The sequence below is a fragment of the Paremcibacter congregatus genome, from assembly GCF_006385135.1.
GTDB lineage: Bacteria > Pseudomonadota > Alphaproteobacteria > Sphingomonadales > Emcibacteraceae > Paremcibacter > Paremcibacter congregatus.
Genome location: NZ_CP041025.1, coordinates 374969 through 392952, shown reverse-complemented (window position 1 = coordinate 392952; position 17984 = coordinate 374969). Strand labels below are relative to the sequence as shown.

Genomic DNA, 17984 nt, shown 5'->3' with positions numbered 1-17984 from the left:
AATTATTATGGCATGGCATTTGCATGATAAGGCCTGTAATGATATTTTTTGGTAAAAAGCACCAGAAACATAGAATCTTAAAAAAGAATAAGAGTTGAGTTATTATGCTTAATATGATCAAAAACGCGATACCGCGTAAAGCCTTGTCTTTTTGTGCCGCAGGCCTTCTTTTTGGCGCCAGCAGCCTTTCTGCAACCGCCGGGGATTTTGTCTTCGATATGGTCAATACCGGCGCCATACCTATTGATGTGCAGGTGACCGTGTCCCAGTGGGACAACGAGACCATCCGCTTCACTCTGGATCAGAACAACCCCAACGCCTTTGGCGATTTGCGTGGCCTGTTGTTCCACGTCAACGAGAATGTCATTAATCTTAATGATCTTGATATTTCATTTGTCTCCGCCGTTCAGAACATGACCGGCGACGCCAAAACATTCGACATCACTCCAACTTTCAACCTGAACGGGTCAAGCATGACCGGCCTCAGCAATTATGACATTGCGGTTGAATTCGGGCATAATGGCATTGGTGGCGGAGATGACATCAAAAGCATCACCTTCGATCTCGCAACAACTGTAATTGGCGGCAGCCTTGATCTTGATACCTTCTTCCCCGCCAATATGGAACAGTTTATGGCTGTCCGCGCCACCAGCGCGTTTGATGGCAATGACAGAGAAGGCTCCAGTAAACTGACAAACTGCTGCGGTACAACCGTGCCCGAGCCTTCTTCCATGGCGGGCCTGATGGTCCTGGCTTTTGGTGGGCTGCTGTGGCGGCGGAAGTTTTCTGCTTAAAGCCATACCTTATATTCTGAGAGAAAAAGGCGCCTTCCCAAATCTGGGGGGCGCTTTTTTTATAACCGTAACTGATTTAAACGCCGACCGCGTCAGTCATCCCACGACGCCGCATCAGGATAAACCCAGGTCACATGCCCCATTTTGCGGCCAGGATGCGCCTGTTTCTTCCCATAATGGTGGAAATTCGCCGCCGGATCCTTAAGATAACTTTCCATATCCAGGATATCATCCCCGATCAGATTCTTCATTTCTGTTCGCCCGTACAGGGTGGTGTCGCCGAGCGGCAGGCCGCAGATCGCCCTGATATGCTGCTCAAACTGGCTGGTGGGGCAGGCCTCGATTGACCAATGGCCACTGTTATGCACCCGGGGGGCGATTTCATTGACACGAAAGACCGGCGCCGCACCGGAAACAAAGAACTCTACCGCCAGCACCCCGACATAATCCAGCTCCGCCACTATGCGCCGGGCGATCTCGATCGCCTCCGCACGCAATTCCGGCGCAATACGGGCCGGGGCAATGGACAGGTCAAGGATATGGTTCTTGTGAATATTTTCCGCCGGATCGAAACAACGGATTTCCCCATCCTGTCCCCGGGCCGCCAGAACGGATATTTCCATATCAAAGGGAATAAACCCTTCGATGATTATTTCACTGGATTTCAGGCTGGCCCAGGCGTCCAGCAAATCGGTCGGCTGCCGGACGATCGCCTGCCCCTTGCCATCATAGCCAAAACGCCTGGTTTTCAATACCGCCGGGTAGCCAATATCCCGCAGGGCTATCGCAGCTTCATCCACGGTGGCGACCGGTGCGTAAGGGGCGGTTTCAATGCCGATACCATTGAGAAAATCCTTCTCCCGCAGCCGGTCCTGGGATACTTTCAAGACCTTGGCGCTGGGGAAAACCGGCACATGTTTCTGGAGAAGCTCCACCGTTTCAACGGGAATATTCTCAAATTCATAGGTCACAACATCGACGGATTTGCCGAATTCAACCAGTGCCGCCTCATCCGTATAGCTGTTGCGGCTCAAACGGTCCGTCACCTGTTCGGCAGGATTTTTCTCATCCGGACAATATACATGGGTATGATAGCCCAATTGCGCCGCCGCCAGGGCGAGCATCCGGCCCAGCTGCCCCCCGCCAAGCATTCCAATAACAGATCCGGGAGCACATGTTTTCATAAGACTTTTTCCGTTACTGATCCACAGGCGCCGCAGCCACGGCATCGCTTTGCGCCGTCCGCCAGGCGGTAAGTTTTTCCGCGACCTGATCATCCATCAACGCGATAATCGATGCCGCCAGCAGGCCGGCGTTTTTCGCCCCCGCCTTGCCGATTGCCAGCGTCCCAACCGGCACGCCTCCCGGCATCTGGGCGATCGACAGTAAACTGTCCATGCCGCTCAAAGCCTTGCTTTCTACCGGAACACCAAGCACGGGCACCGCCGTCATGGACGCCACCATCCCCGGCAGATGCGCCGCGCCGCCGGCCCCGGCGACAATCACCTTCAGGCCACGGTCAGCAGCCGTCTCTGCGTATTCCACCAGACGTTTCGGGGTACGATGAGCCGAAACAATTTTTGCCTCAAACCCGACCCCAAGCGCCGTCAGAACCTCCGTTGCTTCTTTCATGGTATCCCAGTCAGACTGACTGCCCATAATCACCCCAACCACCGGCTTTTGCGTGTTCATTGTTCCATTTCCTCATCCTGGGCCCCTGATCCCGGCCCTAAAATTTCTGCCTCGAAAGCACCCTGTCTTCACGTTGGCAAATGCTAGAAAGTCGCGGATTATAACGATCCCGCCACACAGTGCAACTGTTCAATGCGTCAACTCCGCTTCCCTGCAAAGCTTTCTGGTAAAAACATCAAAATATGCTATATTGTCGACAATCAAAACACGATCTAGTAGCAGAATGCAACATATCAGGTAGAAGACTAAAATGAGAGTGCCCAAAACCGGCCCCACCCGTCAAACCGCTCCCCTGCGTCGAAAAACGGTGAAAAATGTTGGGAACGCCCCATCCGTTGCCGGAACATCAGCCCCCCGAAACATTCAGGACACCAGCGTTATCCTCGGCATTCCCCCTGAGGAAATGACCGAAAAAGTACGCACCGCCATTATGGCCCTGATGTCAGAAGTCGACAGCATGCGCAAGGAACTTGAACTGGCCCAGCGCAAGATATCGGAACTGGAGAAACTGGCGGACCAGGACGGCATGCTGGCCATTTCCAACCGGCGGGCTTTTGTACGGGAAATGACCCGGATGATTTCCTATTCACAGCGTTATGGCATCAACAGTTCATTGATCTATCTTGATCTTAATGATCTGAAGGTGATCAATGATACGCTCGGACATGCAGCTGGCGACGCCGCCCTGACCCATATGGCCAATATCATCGTCAAGAATTTACGTGATTCAGATATCGTCGGACGCCTCGGTGGTGACGAATTTGGCGTCATTCTGCCCAAGGCGGACGAGAAAGTCGCCAAGGTTAAAGCCCAGTCCCTGGTGGCCACCATACAACAAACACCCTTCACCTGGAAAGATAAGGCCATCACATTGCATGTGGCTTACGGCATTCATCCCCTGCTGGGGACGGAAAGCGCCGATCAGGCTCTGGATCAGGCCGACCAGAATATGTATGTCCATAAAAAAGAACTTAAGAAAGAATAACCGACCCCGCACAAGGCCGGATGCTCAGTCGGTAATATTTGGCGATAATATCAGGCTATAATATCAGGCAGAAGATAATTCTCCAGATGGTTGATCCGGTCGCGCAGATGCAGTTTCTGCTTCTTCAACCGCTGTATCTGCAGTACGTCAGCCTTGCCGCTTTCAATCAGAGCCTCAATTGCCATATCCAGATCCCTATGCTGAACGGTGAGTTCCTGAATCTTTTCTACAATTTCATTATCGTCCATCATCATACTTCTAACTGATCCCCTGGGGAATGATTTCGCCATCAACGAAAGGCGAGACAAAATATAGCATATTTTCCGTCAACTATCTGCGATTATCTGTAGATTTTTGCCTGAAGAACACACCATACGCCTAAGATTTATCCGCCTTCCAGCGACGGACTTCCGGCACATCAATATCGTAAAGATCCAGCAAACGCCCCACCGTATGATCGACCAGATCGCTGATGGTTTCAGGTTTGGCATACATGGCGGGCACCGGCGGCGCGATAATCGCGCCCATTTCGGAAAGCCGGGTCATGGTGCGAAGATGGCCCGTATGCAACGGGGTTTCCCGCACCATCAGCACCAGCTTGCGCCGTTCTTTAAGCACCACATCCGCCGCGCGGGTCAACAGGGTCGAGGTCACGCCACTGGCGATTTCCGACATGCTGCGCACGGAACAGGGTACAATTAACATGCCCAGGCTATGCACCGACCCACTGGCAATACTCGCGCCGATATCGTCGGCCTTGTGACACTGATCCGCCAACGCCTCTACCTGGGATACTTTAAGGTCCATTTCATGACCGAGCGTGATCTTGGCAGACCGGGACATCACCAAATGGGTTTCGACATCCACCCGCTGCAACAATTCCAGCAATCGCACGCCGTAGCAAATGCCGGACGCGCCCGATATGCCGACAATAATCTTCTTTTTTCTCTCGCCCACGATTCGCCGGCTCCCTAACTTTATATTAGATTCATGAAATATTAGTTCAAAATGCGTTCCAATGCGAACTATTATGTCGAATATCGGACCGGAATGATAGATTTCCGTGACAGTATTTTATTTTTATGATTAAATTATACCGCTAAACTTTCCAATCAGGAGAACCAAATATGCACGTAGAAGCTCATCTTACAGCACTTTCAGAAAAACACTCCAAACTAGATGAAATTATCCTCAAAGAGGAACATCGCCCTTCCCCAGACAGCGTCGTCCTTCATGACCTCAAGAGAGAAAAACTGAAGCTAAAAGATGAGATCGAGCGATATAAGCGAACGGGCTGATATCCGTCTCCAAAAGAACAGGCCCCCGATCCCGGGGGCCTTTTTTATGTGACGGCCTTAAAGCGCATCTGTTTTCCTTCACAGAAAACAGTCAGTTCCTTTATCCTGACAGGCCTTCGGGCCGCAGCATATCAATCGGATCAGACCTGGTCTTCAGAAACCGCATCCGCAGGAGCGGCATCTTCAGAGACGTCTTCCGCAACAACGGCCTCAGGCTCTTCCACAGCAGGCTCTTCAACAACAGGAGGCGCCGCTTTCTTCACGGCTTCGTCGAGTTCCGTCTGTTTGCACAGCCCCAGCAGAACAGGGTCTACCGGCTTGATCTCGGACATGTTCCAGTGAGAGCGTTCCCGGATCGCCACAATCGTTGGCTTGGTGGTTCCCACCAGGCGACAGATCTGGGCATTCGACAGCTCCGGATGAAATTTCAGCAACCAGGCAATGGCGTCCGGCTTATCCTGGCGTTTGGATACCGGGGTATAGCGGGCGCCGCCGGAACGGGTCTTGGCGGGAATTTCTTCTTCCAGCAATTCCAGTCGGGCACTGGGATCATCCTGACAACGTTTAATGTCATCCCAGCTCAACTGACCATTGACGATCGGGTCCAGGCCGACAATGTTCTGCGCGACCTGTTCATCAGCTATGCCCTGCACTTCCAGTTCATGCAGGCTGCAGAATTCCGCAATCTGACGAAAAGAAAGACTTGTGTTGTCAACCAACCATACGGCCGTCGCCATTGGCATCAAAGGCTGTTTCATGTAACCTCCTACGGGGTTTTAAACCGCTTTATTAATACGAATAATGATCAGGGTAATATAGAGGGATTTACGTATTTGGCAAATCTTAATCCCTTTCCCAAACCCTAATCCATCCCCGATGTCATATGGTTTTCTCACTCAAAGCGCAAGTAAAAAAACGGCCTTCCCATAGGGAGGCCGTCTTAAAAGATCAAATGATCACTTAAAAAATAATATAAAAGTTTTATGCGTCGCCTGAACTTAGCGAATGACCCAAGACAGGGGCAGAACAAAACTCAACTGATCATCGCCAAGCGCAGAAGGTGGCGTTGGCAGTGGATTGATGCGTGCAATCAGCTTTGGAATTTCTTTATCAAACACCTCTTCACCGGTCGGTGTGATAATTTCGTGGCTGACAATAGCGCCGCTGCGGTCAATATTGACCCGGACTTTTGCCCGGCCTTCAAGTTCTTTACGCATGGCAGCGCGAGGATAAACCTGCTTCTTCGCCACAAGCTTAACAATTTTGACTTGCCAATCTTTTATATCACCCGCCTGCGCGCTTGATGAAAAGCCGACGCCAACAAATGACATCATCGCCACGGCCATTATACTCAACCAAATTTTTCCCAGTACTCGCTTCACAATAAATCTCCTTACTAAAAATGACGTCTTTAGACGCTTATTTGCTTCTTCATCTGAACCATCACAGTGAAGAATGCTTTTGTTATTATTCCGTCCGATACGAATCACTATACAGACAATTCGTAAACCGAAACTTAAAGATAAAATTTTACCTAAATATCAATCCGGGTTTCCGGCCAAAACACCCCATTTTTGCCTTATTTTCACCAACACCATCAGCAATAATACTTTTAAATAAATTGACCTGACGGGGGGGAATTGACTAGTCTACTCCTCTGTCGTTTGGTGTGAAAAAACATCCCTAACTCCCTTAAGAGGTATTGAGAAATGAACAAAATAGCCATTACAGGCCTGAGCTTGTTTGCGGCCCTTTGCATGAGTTTTTCGGTGCAGGCCGCCACCCCGCTGAGCCGAGACAACATTGAAAGCTTTATTGCTGTGATGAAACCCATGCAGAAGCTTGAAGAAAAATACGACATCCTCGAAGAGGACGGGTCGGATATGCAGAGCGTGCTTCCTGGTTCCGAGACGTTTGGTCCCATGACACATTCCCTCAAAACCATCCGCACCCACAAATCCTTTCCGGAATTCGCCAAGATCATTGATGACGCCGGCTTCACGTCGCCAGATCAGTGGGCCAACGTCGGTGACCGGATCCTCAAAGCCTACATGGGCCTTAAAATGACCGCCAATATGTCCCCCGCCGATGTAGAGAAAATGCAAGAGAGTATTGCAGAATTGGAAAAAAACGAATATCTATCCCCTGAGACCAAAGCCCAGATGCTGGTGGGCCTGAAACAAGGTCTGGCGATGATGACAAATCCGTCCGCCCAGGTGAAAGCCGATCAAAAGGCCCTGAAGCCTTATATGCGGAAACTGGAAATACTATTTGAGGACACAGAATGAACAGAACCGAAACCATGCGTCTGAAAAAATATCTTAACGATAGATTCGACACAGACCAATTTACCCTGGATGCCGGCATGCAAAAAGACGGCAGCATGGAAGTTCACCATAAAGGTGAATTTCTGGGCGTTATCTACAGAGATGAAGATGAAGGCGAAGTTTCCTACGCCCTTAACATCGCAATTCTGGAAGAAGACCTGCCCAACGCCGCTGACGCCTCCCTGATTTAATATTCAGGACCTGAACCCGTCCCGCATCTCCCAAGAGATGTCGGGCCTTGTTCAGGGGTGCTCGTGAACCTCCGCCCGCATTTCCCGCAACGACAGCCGAATAATGCGCAGGCTTGCGGTCACCGCCAAAGTCGCCATTACGGTCGCCACGGCGAAATCAGGCCAGGCCGACCCTGTGGCAAACACCCCCGACGCCGCAACAATAATGGCCAGATTACCGATCGCATCATTGCGTGAACAAAGCCAGACAGATTGCATGTTGCTGTCCCCCACCCGGTAACGATACAGCAACAGTGCGCTCCCCAGGTTGGCGAAGAAGGCGATCACCCCCATCAATCCCATAATTTCATAAGAGGGAATTTGATCCGTCAGGATATAATAAAGCGCCTGACCATAAACCCACAGGCCCAAAACCCCCAGGCTCAGCCCCTTGAACAGCGCAACCCGCGCACGGGTTTGTAGTGAATATCCCATGGCAAGCAGGGTTATCGCATAGGTTACGGTATCCCCGAGAAAGTCCAGGGCATCCGCCTGCAAGGAAACGGAACCGGCAAAAAAGGCGCTGCTGAATTCCATCACGAACATCACGCCATTAATCAGCAACACCGCCCATAAAGCGCGACGAAAGGATTTTATCTGCAAATCCGCTTTATCAATATCATCATGGTCGCAACAACCGGACATCTCATTCCCCTTTACTCGACTTTATGGTCTTCCTTGATATGCACGGCCATATCCCGCACCATATCCCGGATATGATCGTCTTCGGCTGCATAGAAAATATGCCGCCCCCGACGGTCACTTGTTAATATACGCGCCGCTCTCAACAGCCGCAGATGATGACTGACCAGGGACGGACTAAGCTTCAGGTCCGCCGCGAGAGCGCCGGCATTAACCGGCTCCCCCAGACAGGCATACACAATCCGCAATCGGCTGGGATCGCCAAGCAGGTGAAAAATTTCCGCCAGTTCCACGGCGTCGTCTTCTGATAATGTTTTCATGCTCTCAATATATCATACTTGAACAATTATTCAAATATTAATTTAACTTTCTGCACCGGAATGATTTTTTAAGGAGGACATAACAGATCGCTTTCTGTAAAATCCGATTCATGAATAAATTATATCATTATTGGTTTTCGCCCTTTTCCCGGGCCATCCGTGTCGCCCTCGCAGAAAAGGCGATTGAATTTGAGCTGGTGCTGGAAATGCCCTGGACCCGGCGGCGCGATTTTCTGGCGTTGAACCCGGCGGGCACGGTGCCGGTTTTGCTGTGTGAAGACGAGGTGAAACTTTGCGGCAGTTATGCCATTCAGGAATATCTTCAGGATACCCAGACCACGGAAAGCCTGCTGGGCGATACCCCGGCGGAACGGGCGGAAACCCGCCGCCTGATTGAATGGTTTGACGTTAAGTTCTATACCGAAGTCACCGACATCCTGATCATAGAAAAGGTTATGAAACGCTTTCTCAAACTTGGGGTACCGGAAGCCGCGAACATCCGCTGCGCCGGCATCAACATCAAGCAGCATCTGAAATATATCGAATATCTCGCCGAACGCCGTAACTGGCTGGCAGGCGACCGGTTTTCCTATGCCGACATTGCCGCCGCGTCCCATCTTTCCTGCATCGATTACCTCGGCGATGTGCCATGGGAGGACTTTCAGGGCGCCAAGGACTGGTACGCCCGCATAAAATCGCGGCCCAGCTTCCAGCCGCTTCTGAAAGACCTGATTGCCGGTCTGCCCCCGGTATCCCACTATAAAAACCTTGATTTTTAACCGCAATGACCGACCCAGCGGCCGCCAAAACCCATATTATTGACACCGCAAAGGCGGCCGGCTTCGACGTGGTGCGCATCACGGGACCGGACGGGCTTGATCCCAATGCTGCGCATTTTTTCGAGTTTCTCGATCTGGAACGTCATGGCGAGATGGCCTGGATGCGTGACAAGGCCGACCGACGCTCTGATCCCCGCACCCTGTGGCCGGACGTGAAAAGCATTATTCTGCTGGCGATGAATTACAGCCCGGCCCAGAATCCTCTGGACACTCTCGCCCACAAGGACCGCGGCAATATATCGGTCTATGCCCGGGGTAAGGATTATCATGATGTGGTCAAGAAGAAGCTGAAACAGGTCGCCCGTGATCTGCATCGACAGTTCGACGCCGAGGTCAAGGTCTTCGTCGACACCGCACCGGTGATGGAAAAGCCGCTGGCCGCCAAATCGGGCCTCGGCTGGCAGGGCAAGCATACCAATCTGGTCAGTCGCGAGTTTGGCTCCTGGCTGTTTCTCGGCAGTATATTTACCACCCTCGACCTGCCCGCCGACCCGCCGGGACGCGACAGTTGCGGTAGTTGTCGCGCCTGTCTCGACATCTGCCCGACCAAGGCCTTCCCGGCCCCGAACCAGCTCGACGCCCGGCGCTGCATATCTTATCTGACCATCGAATATAAGGGCCATATCGCGGAAGAATTCCGCAAGCCCATGGGCAACCGCATCTACGGCTGCGATGATTGTCTCGCCGTCTGTCCGTGGAATAAATACGCCAAGAAACTTGTCGAGCCCGCCTATCTGCCGCGTCTGGAACTGGCCTTCCCGGCCTTAAGTGATCTGGTGGAGCTGGATGATGCCGGTTTCCGCCAGGTTTTTTCCGGCTCACCGATCAAACGCATCGGCCGGACCTGGTTTATCCGCAATGTATTGATCGCCATCGGCAATAGTGCGGATCGCACCCTGATCCCGAAGGTCGAGCAGCAGCTCACCGATCCGAGTCCTCATATCCGCGCCATGGCAGTCTGGGCCCTGCGTCAGCTCTGTGATCAGGATCAATGGCGCGCTCACCGGGAAAGATCCATCAATCAGGAAACTGATCCTGATGTCAGGCTGGAATGGCATTAAAAAAGGCGGCACAAAGGCCGCCTTGGTTCATCATGCAGAACACATCAGGACTCATCGTCGTCCGTAAGTTTCTTCTTCATTTTTTTAGCTTTCTTTTCGGCCTTTTTGGCGTCTTTTTCAGCTTTTTTATGCCCCTTCATGTCTTCTTTATAGGCTTTTTTGTCCATTTTATGGGCCTTCATTTCAGCCTTCTTGGCTTCCATTTCAGCTTTATGGGCGTCTTTTTTCATCATCATTTCAGATTTTTTCTCTTTCCCCTTCTCTTTGTCACCGGCATGGCCGATCACAGGAGAAACAGCAAAAGACACAGCGACCAGAAGCGCCCCCAAGGTTTTAGGCGTAAAAATTTTCATCATCATTCTTCCCTTCATATTTTAAATTGTAAATGACTGTGTAACTTTACCATATTAGGTAACACTAAACAGATTGTCCAATGATTAAGGCAGAAGTGTGACCCCTGACTATTCTACCGGCAGAAGCGCAATATTTGTCCGCGCCATTTCGGCGACATCCTGTGTCGGATAGGCGTCAATAATCGCCTGCCAGGCCTGACGCGCCTCCAGCTTGCGGCCCTGTTCACGAAACAGAATGCCACTTTCCAGCAGAATTTCGCCACGGGCTTCCGGGATTTCACCCCCGAGCTTGTCCGCCACCTTGAGATCCAGGCGGGCTTTCAGGAAATTGCGTGTTTTGCGATACGCCTTGGCGCGTTGCAGATAGGCTTCATATTGCTGATCATCCTGGACAATCGCCTGGGTAAAATCCCCGATCGCCGCCCGGCTCTCTCCCCGCAGGATCTGCAGGGTTCCGCGTTCGACATATAATTCCCACAACAAAACTTTATTGTTGAGCAAGGGATTATCTGTTTTTATACCCGACAGAGCATCACTATAGGCGACATAGGCCTTGTCATAATAAGTCGGGGCCGTGGCCCCGGCCGCCTTCCAGGCCAGCGCCGCCTGAATAGATAATTGCACCCGCAGATTATCATTATTCTGCCGCACCGTCGGATCGCCATTGACCATCAGGTCATCGAGCAGTTTTTCCAACAATTCCGCCGCCGCGACGGGCTTGCCACTTTCCAGCAACGCCAGCGCCTTGCAATGGCCCGCCGGCACATCCCCGACCCCGCCAAATACCCAGTCATTGGCATAGGCAAGCGCCGCCACCGGGTCACGGCCCACCAGCGTCAGGCAGTGTTGATATTTCGCCGGATCACTCAGGGGCGCTTCAGGCTCCGCCGCTGCTGCCGGGAAAGAAGCAAAAATCATCATCAAAAAAGTTATCTGTTTCATGAGAGGCACTATCACGTTAAAAAGGGTCAAGATCAAGCCATTATCACAGCCCGTAAGGCGAAATCATGGCCAACTGGAAAAGAGAGCCCCGATGACCCCAAAATTATTCTGTTTCGGCTATGGCTACAGCGCCCAGATTCTGGCGCGACAGATGCGCCAGGCTGGTGAAACCTGGTCCGTTGCCGGCACCAGTCGAACGGCTGACCCGGCACAGGGACTTTATGCTTTTGCCAATGATCATCCGCTCGAAAACCCGGAAAAAATTTTGCGGGATGTCACCCATCTGCTGATTTCCATTGCGCCGCAGGAGGATATCGGTGATCCGGTATTGCATCACCACCGTGATATCTTGACCCGCCTGCCCCATGTGCAATGGGTCGGTTATCTGTCAACCACCGGGGTTTACGGGGACCGACAAGGCGCGTGGGTGGATGACAATACGCCGCCCGCCCCGACCGCCACGCGTGGACATCTGCGCCTGAAAGCGGAACAGGACTGGCGGGTTCTCTGTCAGGATTATGATCTTCCGGTGCATATTTTCCGCCTCGGCAGCATTTACGGCCCGCCGGTGGGCCGCTCACCCGGCCGCGGTCAACTGACCAGCCTGATGAGCGACAAGGCCCGCAAGATCGTCAAGCCGGGGCAGTTTTTCTCCCGCATTCATGTGGAAGATATCGCCCGGGTGCTGCGCGCGTCAATGGCGCGGCCTCATCCCGGTCAAACATACAATGTGGTCGATGACCTGCCCGCCCCGAGCCCGGAAGTTCTGGATTATGTTTGTGACTTGCTTGTCAAGCCGCCCCTGCCTGCCGTAGACATCACTGACGCCACCCTTTCGCCCATGATGCGGATGTTCTACAGCGAAAACAAACGGGTGCGTAACGACCGCATCAAGCAGGAACTGGGCGTCACCCTGAAATACCCGACTTATCGGGAAGGCTTTAAGGCATTAGTCGGCGACTAGCCCAAAGGCCCGGACCGGAAAGGTGCCCATGCCCTTGACCTTCACCGGCACGGCGAAGAATTTAAAACCTGTTTCCGGCAGGGCCTTGAGCCCGGTCATATGTTCAACGATCAGAATATCCGCCCCGAGCAGGATCGTATGGGCCGGGCGGGTGTTCTGACGGGTATCATCAATATTATGACTGTCGATGCCCACCAGCGCCACGCCCTGGTCCCGGAGATATTCCGCCGCCGCCTCTGTGACAAAGGGGAAATCCTCGAAATATTGATCGGTCGCCCAGTGGCGGGACCAGTCGGTGCGGATCAACACCGCCTTGCCGCGCAGCGCGAGACCTTTAAAATGATTCTGCGTGATTTCCCGGGTTTCCGGCCCGACAGCAACCACCAGACCATCAAGGTTGGCAACAGAACTCAGATCCAGTTCCGACAGATCCTTGCCATCGGCGAAACGATGCGCCGGCGCATCCATATAGGTGCCGGTATTGGCCACCATATCAATGCGGCCGATCTGAAAGCTGGTACCGTCGGCGTAAATTTCTTTCGAGGCCTCCCGGCTGAGAAAATCACAAATGATCGGCGCGGGCAGACCTTTATAGGTGATCATGCCATGCTCGACCACATGGCTGACATCGATCAGTGTTTCGGTTTTCATGCTAATTCTCCGGAAATTTCCTTGACCTGTTGACACAGGCGTTTGAGATCGGCGTCGGTCGACAGGCGATGGTCGCCGCTTTTGACATAGGTGATCACCACATCTTCGGACTGCAGACGGTCACTGAGACGTTGAGCGGTCTGCCACGGCACATCCGGGTCCTGTTGACCCTGAATCAGGCGCACCGGGCAGGTGAGCGGAATTGTCGCCCCGAGCAGCAGATGATCATTGCCCTCCTCCAGCAACCGCAGGGTCATGGGATAGGGATCATCGCCGTAGTCACAGGCCTCATAATAAACCCCGTCGCGGCGCAGCGTCGCCTTGATCTCGTCGCTATAACGGTCCCAGCACAGTTCCTTGGTGAAATCCGGAGCGGCGGCAAGACCGATATAGCCCTTGACCCGATCCGGCCGGGCGAGCGCCGCGAGCAGCCCGATCCAGCCGCCCATGCTGGAGCCCACCAGCACCAGATCACCGTCCGTTACCTGATCGATAATCGCCAGCGCGTCCGCCGTCCAGGCGCCAATGGTGCCGTCGGTAAAGGCGCCCGAGGATTGGCCGTGGCCGGAATAATCAAAGCGCACATAGGCCTGCCCCCGGCTCTGGCAAAAATCATCAAGCGCCAGCGCCTTGCTGCCCTCCATATCGGACATGAATCCGGGAAAGAAAACCACCGTCGGCCCGCGCCCTGCATGCGTGACATAAGCCAGTTTCCGGTCTTCGTAGGTGATAAATTCCATGGTGTGGCTTTCTTCCTTCATAAATGATTAAAAAATTTATGGCAAAGCTCCTCCTAAAAGGCAACTGTTTCTTGACTCTGGATATTTTCCTTATAATGTCACGCGGAACAGTTTATAGAATGACATAGACTTTTATAAGGTCCCCTAACCAAACAAAAGATGAGTGAACCGATGAATACAGATGCAAAAGTTGCCCTAACCCTGCCCGATGGCAGTGTCCGAACCTATCCGGGTCCGGTGACCGGCAGCACGCTGGCATCTGATATCGGACCGGGGCTGGCCAAAGCCGCCATCGTCATCGTCGTCGACGGTGAACAATGGGACCTGAGCCGGGAAATCACCCAGGATGCTGATGTGTCTATCATCACAAACCGCGATGACGCGGCGCTGGAAATACTGCGCCATGACGCGGCCCATATCATGGCCGAGGCGGTGAAGGAACTCTATCCCGACACCCAGGTCACCATCGGCCCCGCCATCGAAAACGGTTTCTATTACGATTTCGCCCGCAAGGACCCCTTCAGCACCGATGACCTCGAAGGCATTGAAAAGCGCATGCGGGAAATCATCGAACGCGATGAAGAAATCATCCGTCGCGAGATGGACCGCAATGACGCGGTCAAATTCTTCGCCGATATGGGGGAAACCTATAAAGCCGAGCTGATCGCCGCCATTCCCGAAGGCCAGACCATCACCCTCTACCGCCAGGGCGATTTCATCGACCTGTGCCGCGGGCCGCATTTGCCGAGCACCGGCAAGCTTGACAAGGACAGCTTCAAATTGATGAAGGTGGCCGGGGCTTACTGGCGCGGTGACAGCAACAATGAGATGCTGCAACGGATTTACGGCACCGCCTGGCGCAACAAAAAAGAACTGAAAGCTTATCTGCTGCGCCTCGAAGAAGCCGAGAAACGCGACCACCGCAAGCTGGGCCGGGAAATGAACCTGTTTCATTTTCAGGAAGAGGCCGCCGGCATGCCTTTCTGGCACCCTAATGGCTGGACCATCTATCAGGAGGTCGAGGCCTATATGCGGCGCAAGCAGAAGGCCTACGGCTATCAGGAGATCAAGACCCCGCAGCTCGTTGATCGTAAATTGTGGGAAGCGTCCGGTCACTGGGAAAAATTCCGCGAACATATGTACACCACAGAAGCCGACGAACGGGCGCTGGCCTTTAAACCGATGAACTGCCCCTGCCATGTGCAGGTGTTCAATCAGGGCATCGTCAGTTACCGCGACCTGCCGCTGCGGCTCGCTGAATTCGGCTCCTGCCATCGTTACGAGCCGTCCGGCGCGCTGCACGGCCTGATGCGGGTGCGTGCTTTTGTTCAGGATGATGCGCATATCTTCTGCGCCAAAGACCAGATCACTTCCGAGACCGTTACTTTTTGTCAAATGCTGAAAGAAGTCTACGAAGATTTCGGCTTTACCGACCTGAAGGTCAAATTCTCTGACCGCCCGGACGTACGGGCCGGATCGGACGAGACCTGGGATGAAGCGGAAAAAGCATTAAAAGATGCCGTCGACACCGCTGGTCTTGACTATACCATGAACCCCGGCGAAGGCGCTTTTTACGGCCCGAAACTGGAATTTGTTCTTGTGGATGCCATTGGTCGTGACTGGCAGTGTGGCACCATGCAGGTGGATTTTGTCCTGCCGGAACGCCTGAACGCCAACTTTATCGGCTCCGACAATGAAAAACATCGCCCCGTGATGTTGCACCGGGCGATCCTTGGATCTTTTGAGCGTTTTATCGGTATTCTGATCGAAGAACATGCCGGACGTTTCCCGGTCTGGCTCGCCCCGACCCAGGTTGTCGTCACCGGCATTACATCGGATCAGGACGCCGCCGTGGAAAAAGTGTATACTCAGCTAAAAGCCGCCGGGCTTCGGGCTGAAATGGACATCCGCAACGAAAAGATCAATTACAAGATTCGCGAACATTCCCACGCCAAGGTGCCGGCCATTTTTGTCATCGGCGCCCGGGAAGCAGAAGAGAGCACCGTCACCGTCCGTCGATTGGGATCAAAAAACCAGGAAACGGTTGATTTGGCGGATGCAATCCATAAACTGAAGCAGGAATCCTATGCACCGGACCTGAGATCCTAGAGAGGGTCATTATTGACCGTTGCAATTTTTTCACTTTTCAGTAATAACGTACACTTATTATGACTACACCAACTGAAACAGCAAAGCGGAGATATGCCGAAATATGGTTTACCGCAGGAGGAAACTTAGATAGCTAAACGTCCAATGCAGGGCCCCCCATCAAAAAAAGGGCCACGGGTCAATGAAGACATCACCACCGATGAGATCAGACTGATCGACGCAGAAGGTGAGAATCACGGCACCGTCAATGTTGAAAAAGCGTTAGCCATGGCGAAAGCCGCAGGTCTCGACCTTGTGGAAATCTCGCCCAACGCCGAACCGCCGGTTTGTAAAATTCTTGATTACGGTCGCTTTCGTTACGCGGCCCAGAAGAAAGCCAGCCTCGCCAAAAAGAAACAGCGCACCGTCGATGTCAAGGAAATCAAACTCCGTCCGGGGATTGAAAAACATGACTATGATGTGAAAATGCGTGCGGTCACAAAATTCCTTACCGCCGGTGACAAGGTCAAAGTGACCCTACGTTTCCGCGGCCGGGAAATGGCCCATCAGGAACTCGGGCTTGATGTGTTGAAGCGGGTTCAGGAAGACTTCAAGGAAGTCGCCAAGATCGAACAGGCGCCTAAAATGGAAGGCCGCCAGGTGATCATGGTCATGTCGCCGAAATAAAACATGTACGTCCGGGACATCCGGACGGCAGCTTTAAGACAGGAGGCAGGGTTTTCCCCTGCCTTTTTTTGTTGGCATAAGGTGATCCCCATTCCCGCGAGAAGATGACGCAGGAGAAGGGTTCAACACCTCAATCTGCGAGTCGGCAGCAAAATATCTTCGAATAATTTTAAACAAGCCCCTAACCTCAGTCCAGGGGCCTGCGGTTGAAAAATTCGCGTTTTCCGGTATACTAACATTTAATTGTGCGCCCAAAGGCAAGCACATCTTGAGCCGCTGAAGGATCGCAGCTGAATCGTCCAACGGCCCAGAGAAAGAACCCGCCGGAAGCAAAAGGCTCGGCGGGTTTTTTATATTCAAAACACGGGTGACGACCCCGATTATTGCAGTTTGATCACGTTATAGCCTTTATCCCGCAACATTTTAACGATGCCATCCTTGCCCACCAGATGCGCGGCGCCCACCACGATGAAACTGGTTTTACCATTACCGAGATAGCCTTCGATCCCCGGCATCCAGTTCTCGTTGCGTTGAACCAGCAGCGCCTGATACATGGCCTCGTATTTTTCCATATCCTCAACCATCGCTTCCGCGATTTTATCGTTATCTCCCGATGCCCAGGCGCTTAGATACAGGTCGATATAGCTCTTGAAATCGTCCAGCTTGTCCAGAGTGTCCGTCAACATGGCAGTTTGCACCGGCAAGGGATGGTGGATCAGGGCTGACATCTGTTCGGTCGGGGTTTCCAGTCCGGTAACCGCGATCTGACGCGACCGGGCCCGGGCTTCCAGAATTTTGTCCACCCCTGAATTGGGGTCCATGCCGCTCGACATGATCGACAAGACCGACAGATTGATCGCCATAAACCACGGTTTCATCTTCTGGGCCGTGGCCTCATCCAGTCCCATCATCGCTTTGCTGAATCCCAGCATCTTCTGATAATGGGCATCGTCCAGATGGTTTTTCAGGGTATCCGCATCGGTGAAGGAACTGTTCCGCATCACGATGGCCTGTACCGCCGCCATGCCGGCCTGATCCAGCACGGTTTCCATCACCATCTCGTCGGCCGCCTCGAAAGAGGTGCGCACCGGGCCATGATACCAGTCATAATTCTTCGGCAGTAAATGAAAAGACCCCATCAAATAGGTTTTTGCGTCTCCCTTTTCCACGACCCACAAGGCGGGCGTGGCTTTGACGGATGTTGTTTCGTTCGCGCCGACCGGCACGGACAGCAGCAAAAGTCCTGTCAGAATAGCGCCACTGGTTTTCAAGAAAAGGCGGCGGCTTAAGGCGCCTATCACATGCAAGATCATAAATAATCCTTGTCAGGTTAAGAGTGAATGGACATCTGGAACGTCGCAGACTACAGGT

General features: G+C 52.8%; 23 protein-coding genes. 10 read left to right on the top strand and 13 right to left on the bottom strand.

Features of this window, described 5'->3' with window-relative positions:
• Positions 1-104 precede the first annotated feature (104 nt).
• Entirely contained in the window at positions 105-794 is a 690-nt protein-coding gene (locus tag FIV45_RS01850; RefSeq protein ID WP_099472482.1) for a PEP-CTERM sorting domain-containing protein, read from the top strand.
• A 92-nt stretch (positions 795-886) separates the two neighbouring features.
• Here FIV45_RS01850 and FIV45_RS01845 read toward each other — a convergent pair whose 3' ends face one another.
• On the bottom strand, positions 887-1978 hold the full coding sequence (locus tag FIV45_RS01845; RefSeq protein WP_099472483.1) for a 5-(carboxyamino)imidazole ribonucleotide synthase: 1092 nt from the start codon (positions 1976-1978) through the stop codon (positions 887-889).
• 13 nt (positions 1979-1991) lie between these two features.
• Positions 1992-2486: a 5-(carboxyamino)imidazole ribonucleotide mutase gene (gene purE, locus FIV45_RS01840; RefSeq protein ID WP_099472484.1), complete on the bottom strand. Its 495-nt coding sequence runs from the start codon at positions 2484-2486 to the stop codon at positions 1992-1994.
• A gap of 250 nt (positions 2487-2736) precedes the next feature.
• Here purE and FIV45_RS01835 point away from each other — a divergent pair, with 250 nt between their 5' ends.
• Complete coding sequence (locus tag FIV45_RS01835; RefSeq protein WP_099472485.1) at positions 2737-3471, top strand: GGDEF domain-containing protein; 735 nt, start codon at positions 2737-2739, stop codon at positions 3469-3471.
• 50 nt (positions 3472-3521) lie between these two features.
• Here the strand turns inward: FIV45_RS01835 and FIV45_RS01830 are convergent, their stop codons facing one another.
• Together FIV45_RS01830 and FIV45_RS01825 are read right to left on the bottom strand one after the other, a co-directional pair.
• Complete coding sequence (locus tag FIV45_RS01830; protein ID WP_099472790.1) at positions 3522-3719, bottom strand: YdcH family protein; 198 nt, start codon at positions 3717-3719, stop codon at positions 3522-3524.
• A gap of 130 nt (positions 3720-3849) precedes the next feature.
• Positions 3850-4431 (bottom strand): UbiX family flavin prenyltransferase, encoded by a 582-nt coding sequence (locus tag FIV45_RS01825; protein WP_099472486.1) that lies wholly within the window; start codon positions 4429-4431, stop codon positions 3850-3852.
• A gap of 167 nt (positions 4432-4598) precedes the next feature.
• On the opposite strand from FIV45_RS01825, the gene FIV45_RS01820 reads away from it, so the two are divergent.
• Positions 4599-4769, top strand: a complete 171-nt coding sequence (locus FIV45_RS01820; RefSeq protein ID WP_099472487.1) for a YdcH family protein — start codon at positions 4599-4601, stop codon at positions 4767-4769.
• 140 nt (positions 4770-4909) lie between these two features.
• Here FIV45_RS01820 and FIV45_RS01815 read toward each other — a convergent pair whose 3' ends face one another.
• Both FIV45_RS01815 and FIV45_RS01810 read right to left on the bottom strand, forming a co-directional pair.
• On the bottom strand, positions 4910-5527 hold the full coding sequence (locus FIV45_RS01815) for a cell cycle transcriptional regulator TrcR (RefSeq protein ID WP_099472488.1): 618 nt from the start codon (positions 5525-5527) through the stop codon (positions 4910-4912).
• A gap of 240 nt (positions 5528-5767) precedes the next feature.
• Entirely contained in the window at positions 5768-6151 is a 384-nt protein-coding gene (locus FIV45_RS01810; RefSeq protein WP_133118567.1) for a TonB family protein, read from the bottom strand.
• A gap of 327 nt (positions 6152-6478) precedes the next feature.
• Here FIV45_RS01810 and FIV45_RS01805 point away from each other — a divergent pair, with 327 nt between their 5' ends.
• Both FIV45_RS01805 and FIV45_RS01800 read left to right on the top strand, forming a co-directional pair.
• Positions 6479-7057, top strand: a complete 579-nt coding sequence (locus tag FIV45_RS01805; protein ID WP_099472490.1) for a hypothetical protein — start codon at positions 6479-6481, stop codon at positions 7055-7057.
• Positions 7054-7287 carry a DUF3126 family protein gene (locus FIV45_RS01800; RefSeq protein ID WP_099472491.1) on the top strand — a complete coding sequence of 78 codons (234 nt, stop codon included), beginning with the start codon at positions 7054-7056 and terminating at the stop codon, positions 7285-7287. Before FIV45_RS01805 ends, FIV45_RS01800 begins: the two co-directional genes overlap by 4 nt.
• Positions 7288-7338: 51 nt before the next feature.
• Here FIV45_RS01800 and FIV45_RS01795 read toward each other — a convergent pair whose 3' ends face one another.
• Positions 7339-7971 carry a cation efflux transmembrane domain-containing protein gene (locus FIV45_RS01795; RefSeq protein ID WP_099472492.1) on the bottom strand — a complete coding sequence of 211 codons (633 nt, stop codon included), beginning with the start codon at positions 7969-7971 and terminating at the stop codon, positions 7339-7341.
• A gap of 11 nt (positions 7972-7982) precedes the next feature.
• Positions 7983-8288, bottom strand: a complete 306-nt coding sequence (locus FIV45_RS01790; RefSeq protein ID WP_181040125.1) for an ArsR/SmtB family transcription factor — start codon at positions 8286-8288, stop codon at positions 7983-7985.
• A gap of 110 nt (positions 8289-8398) precedes the next feature.
• Between FIV45_RS01790 and FIV45_RS01785 the strand changes: the two genes are divergently transcribed.
• Positions 8399-9067 (top strand): glutathione S-transferase family protein, encoded by a 669-nt coding sequence (locus tag FIV45_RS01785; RefSeq protein WP_099472494.1) that lies wholly within the window; start codon positions 8399-8401, stop codon positions 9065-9067.
• 5 nt (positions 9068-9072) lie between these two features.
• On the top strand, positions 9073-10188 hold the full coding sequence (gene queG / locus FIV45_RS01780) for a tRNA epoxyqueuosine(34) reductase QueG (RefSeq protein WP_099472495.1): 1116 nt from the start codon (positions 9073-9075) through the stop codon (positions 10186-10188).
• A 44-nt stretch (positions 10189-10232) separates the two neighbouring features.
• Here queG and FIV45_RS01775 read toward each other — a convergent pair whose 3' ends face one another.
• Together FIV45_RS01775 and FIV45_RS01770 are read right to left on the bottom strand one after the other, a co-directional pair.
• A complete protein-coding gene (locus FIV45_RS01775) occupies positions 10233-10544 on the bottom strand; it encodes a hypothetical protein (RefSeq protein WP_099472496.1) in 312 nt (103 codons plus the stop codon).
• Positions 10545-10649: 105 nt separating this feature from the next.
• Positions 10650-11483 (bottom strand): tetratricopeptide repeat protein, encoded by an 834-nt coding sequence (locus tag FIV45_RS01770; protein WP_099472497.1) that lies wholly within the window; start codon positions 11481-11483, stop codon positions 10650-10652.
• A 91-nt stretch (positions 11484-11574) separates the two neighbouring features.
• On the opposite strand from FIV45_RS01770, the gene FIV45_RS01765 reads away from it, so the two are divergent.
• The gene (locus FIV45_RS01765) at positions 11575-12447 is read left to right on the top strand and encodes an SDR family oxidoreductase (RefSeq protein WP_099472498.1); all 873 of its coding nucleotides are present in this window, start codon (positions 11575-11577) and stop codon (positions 12445-12447) included.
• Here the strand turns inward: FIV45_RS01765 and FIV45_RS01760 are convergent.
• Positions 12433-13098 carry a cyclase family protein gene (locus tag FIV45_RS01760; protein WP_099472499.1) on the bottom strand — a complete coding sequence of 222 codons (666 nt, stop codon included), beginning with the start codon at positions 13096-13098 and terminating at the stop codon, positions 12433-12435. The two genes, FIV45_RS01765 and FIV45_RS01760, sit on opposite strands and share 15 nt — an antisense overlap.
• Complete coding sequence (locus FIV45_RS01755; RefSeq protein ID WP_099472792.1) at positions 13095-13838, bottom strand: alpha/beta fold hydrolase; 744 nt, start codon at positions 13836-13838, stop codon at positions 13095-13097. The genes FIV45_RS01760 and FIV45_RS01755 overlap by 4 nt, the downstream gene beginning before the upstream one ends.
• Positions 13839-14009: 171 nt before the next feature.
• On the opposite strand from FIV45_RS01755, the gene thrS reads away from it, so the two are divergent.
• On the top strand, positions 14010-15947 hold the full coding sequence (gene thrS, locus FIV45_RS01750; RefSeq protein ID WP_099472500.1) for a threonine--tRNA ligase: 1938 nt from the start codon (positions 14010-14012) through the stop codon (positions 15945-15947).
• Between the two features lie 144 nt (positions 15948-16091).
• Positions 16092-16613 (top strand): translation initiation factor IF-3, encoded by a 522-nt coding sequence (gene infC, locus FIV45_RS01745; protein WP_099472501.1) that lies wholly within the window; start codon positions 16092-16094, stop codon positions 16611-16613.
• 380 nt (positions 16614-16993) lie between these two features.
• Here infC and FIV45_RS01740 read toward each other — a convergent pair whose 3' ends face one another.
• The gene (locus FIV45_RS01740; protein ID WP_099472502.1) at positions 16994-17926 is read right to left on the bottom strand and encodes a TraB/GumN family protein; all 933 of its coding nucleotides are present in this window, start codon (positions 17924-17926) and stop codon (positions 16994-16996) included.
• Positions 17927-17984 lie beyond the last annotated feature (58 nt).

What these genes read in the sequence shown, in the direction of transcription:
- FIV45_RS01850 (WP_099472482.1), top strand. Translation starts at nt 105, where the DNA reads ATGCTTAATATGATCAAAAACGCGATACCGCGTAAAGCCTTGTCTTTT.
- FIV45_RS01845 (WP_099472483.1), bottom strand. Translation starts at nt 1,978, where the DNA reads ATGAAAACATGTGCTCCCGGATCTGTTATTGGAATGCTTGGCGGGGGG.
- purE (WP_099472484.1), bottom strand. Translation starts at nt 2,486, where the DNA reads ATGAACACGCAAAAGCCGGTGGTTGGGGTGATTATGGGCAGTCAGTCT.
- FIV45_RS01835 (WP_099472485.1), top strand. Translation starts at nt 2,737, where the DNA reads ATGAGAGTGCCCAAAACCGGCCCCACCCGTCAAACCGCTCCCCTGCGT.
- FIV45_RS01830 (WP_099472790.1), bottom strand. Translation starts at nt 3,719, where the DNA reads ATGGACGATAATGAAATTGTAGAAAAGATTCAGGAACTCACCGTTCAG.
- FIV45_RS01820 (WP_099472487.1), top strand. Translation starts at nt 4,599, where the DNA reads ATGCACGTAGAAGCTCATCTTACAGCACTTTCAGAAAAACACTCCAAA.
- FIV45_RS01815 (WP_099472488.1), bottom strand. Translation starts at nt 5,527, where the DNA reads ATGAAACAGCCTTTGATGCCAATGGCGACGGCCGTATGGTTGGTTGAC.
- FIV45_RS01805 (WP_099472490.1), top strand. Translation starts at nt 6,479, where the DNA reads ATGAACAAAATAGCCATTACAGGCCTGAGCTTGTTTGCGGCCCTTTGC.
- FIV45_RS01800 (WP_099472491.1), top strand. Translation starts at nt 7,054, where the DNA reads ATGAACAGAACCGAAACCATGCGTCTGAAAAAATATCTTAACGATAGA.
- FIV45_RS01795 (WP_099472492.1), bottom strand. Translation starts at nt 7,971, where the DNA reads ATGTCCGGTTGTTGCGACCATGATGATATTGATAAAGCGGATTTGCAG.
- FIV45_RS01790 (WP_181040125.1), bottom strand. Translation starts at nt 8,288, where the DNA reads ATGAAAACATTATCAGAAGACGACGCCGTGGAACTGGCGGAAATTTTT.
- FIV45_RS01785 (WP_099472494.1), top strand. Translation starts at nt 8,399, where the DNA reads ATGAATAAATTATATCATTATTGGTTTTCGCCCTTTTCCCGGGCCATC.
- queG (WP_099472495.1), top strand. Translation starts at nt 9,073, where the DNA reads ATGACCGACCCAGCGGCCGCCAAAACCCATATTATTGACACCGCAAAG.
- FIV45_RS01775 (WP_099472496.1), bottom strand. Translation starts at nt 10,544, where the DNA reads ATGATGAAAATTTTTACGCCTAAAACCTTGGGGGCGCTTCTGGTCGCT.
- FIV45_RS01770 (WP_099472497.1), bottom strand. Translation starts at nt 11,483, where the DNA reads ATGAAACAGATAACTTTTTTGATGATGATTTTTGCTTCTTTCCCGGCA.
- FIV45_RS01765 (WP_099472498.1), top strand. Translation starts at nt 11,575, where the DNA reads ATGACCCCAAAATTATTCTGTTTCGGCTATGGCTACAGCGCCCAGATT.
- FIV45_RS01760 (WP_099472499.1), bottom strand. Translation starts at nt 13,098, where the DNA reads ATGAAAACCGAAACACTGATCGATGTCAGCCATGTGGTCGAGCATGGC.
- FIV45_RS01755 (WP_099472792.1), bottom strand. Translation starts at nt 13,838, where the DNA reads ATGGAATTTATCACCTACGAAGACCGGAAACTGGCTTATGTCACGCAT.
- thrS (WP_099472500.1), top strand. Translation starts at nt 14,010, where the DNA reads ATGAATACAGATGCAAAAGTTGCCCTAACCCTGCCCGATGGCAGTGTC.
- infC (WP_099472501.1), top strand. Translation starts at nt 16,092, where the DNA reads ATGCAGGGCCCCCCATCAAAAAAAGGGCCACGGGTCAATGAAGACATC.
- FIV45_RS01740 (WP_099472502.1), bottom strand. Translation starts at nt 17,926, where the DNA reads ATGATCTTGCATGTGATAGGCGCCTTAAGCCGCCGCCTTTTCTTGAAA.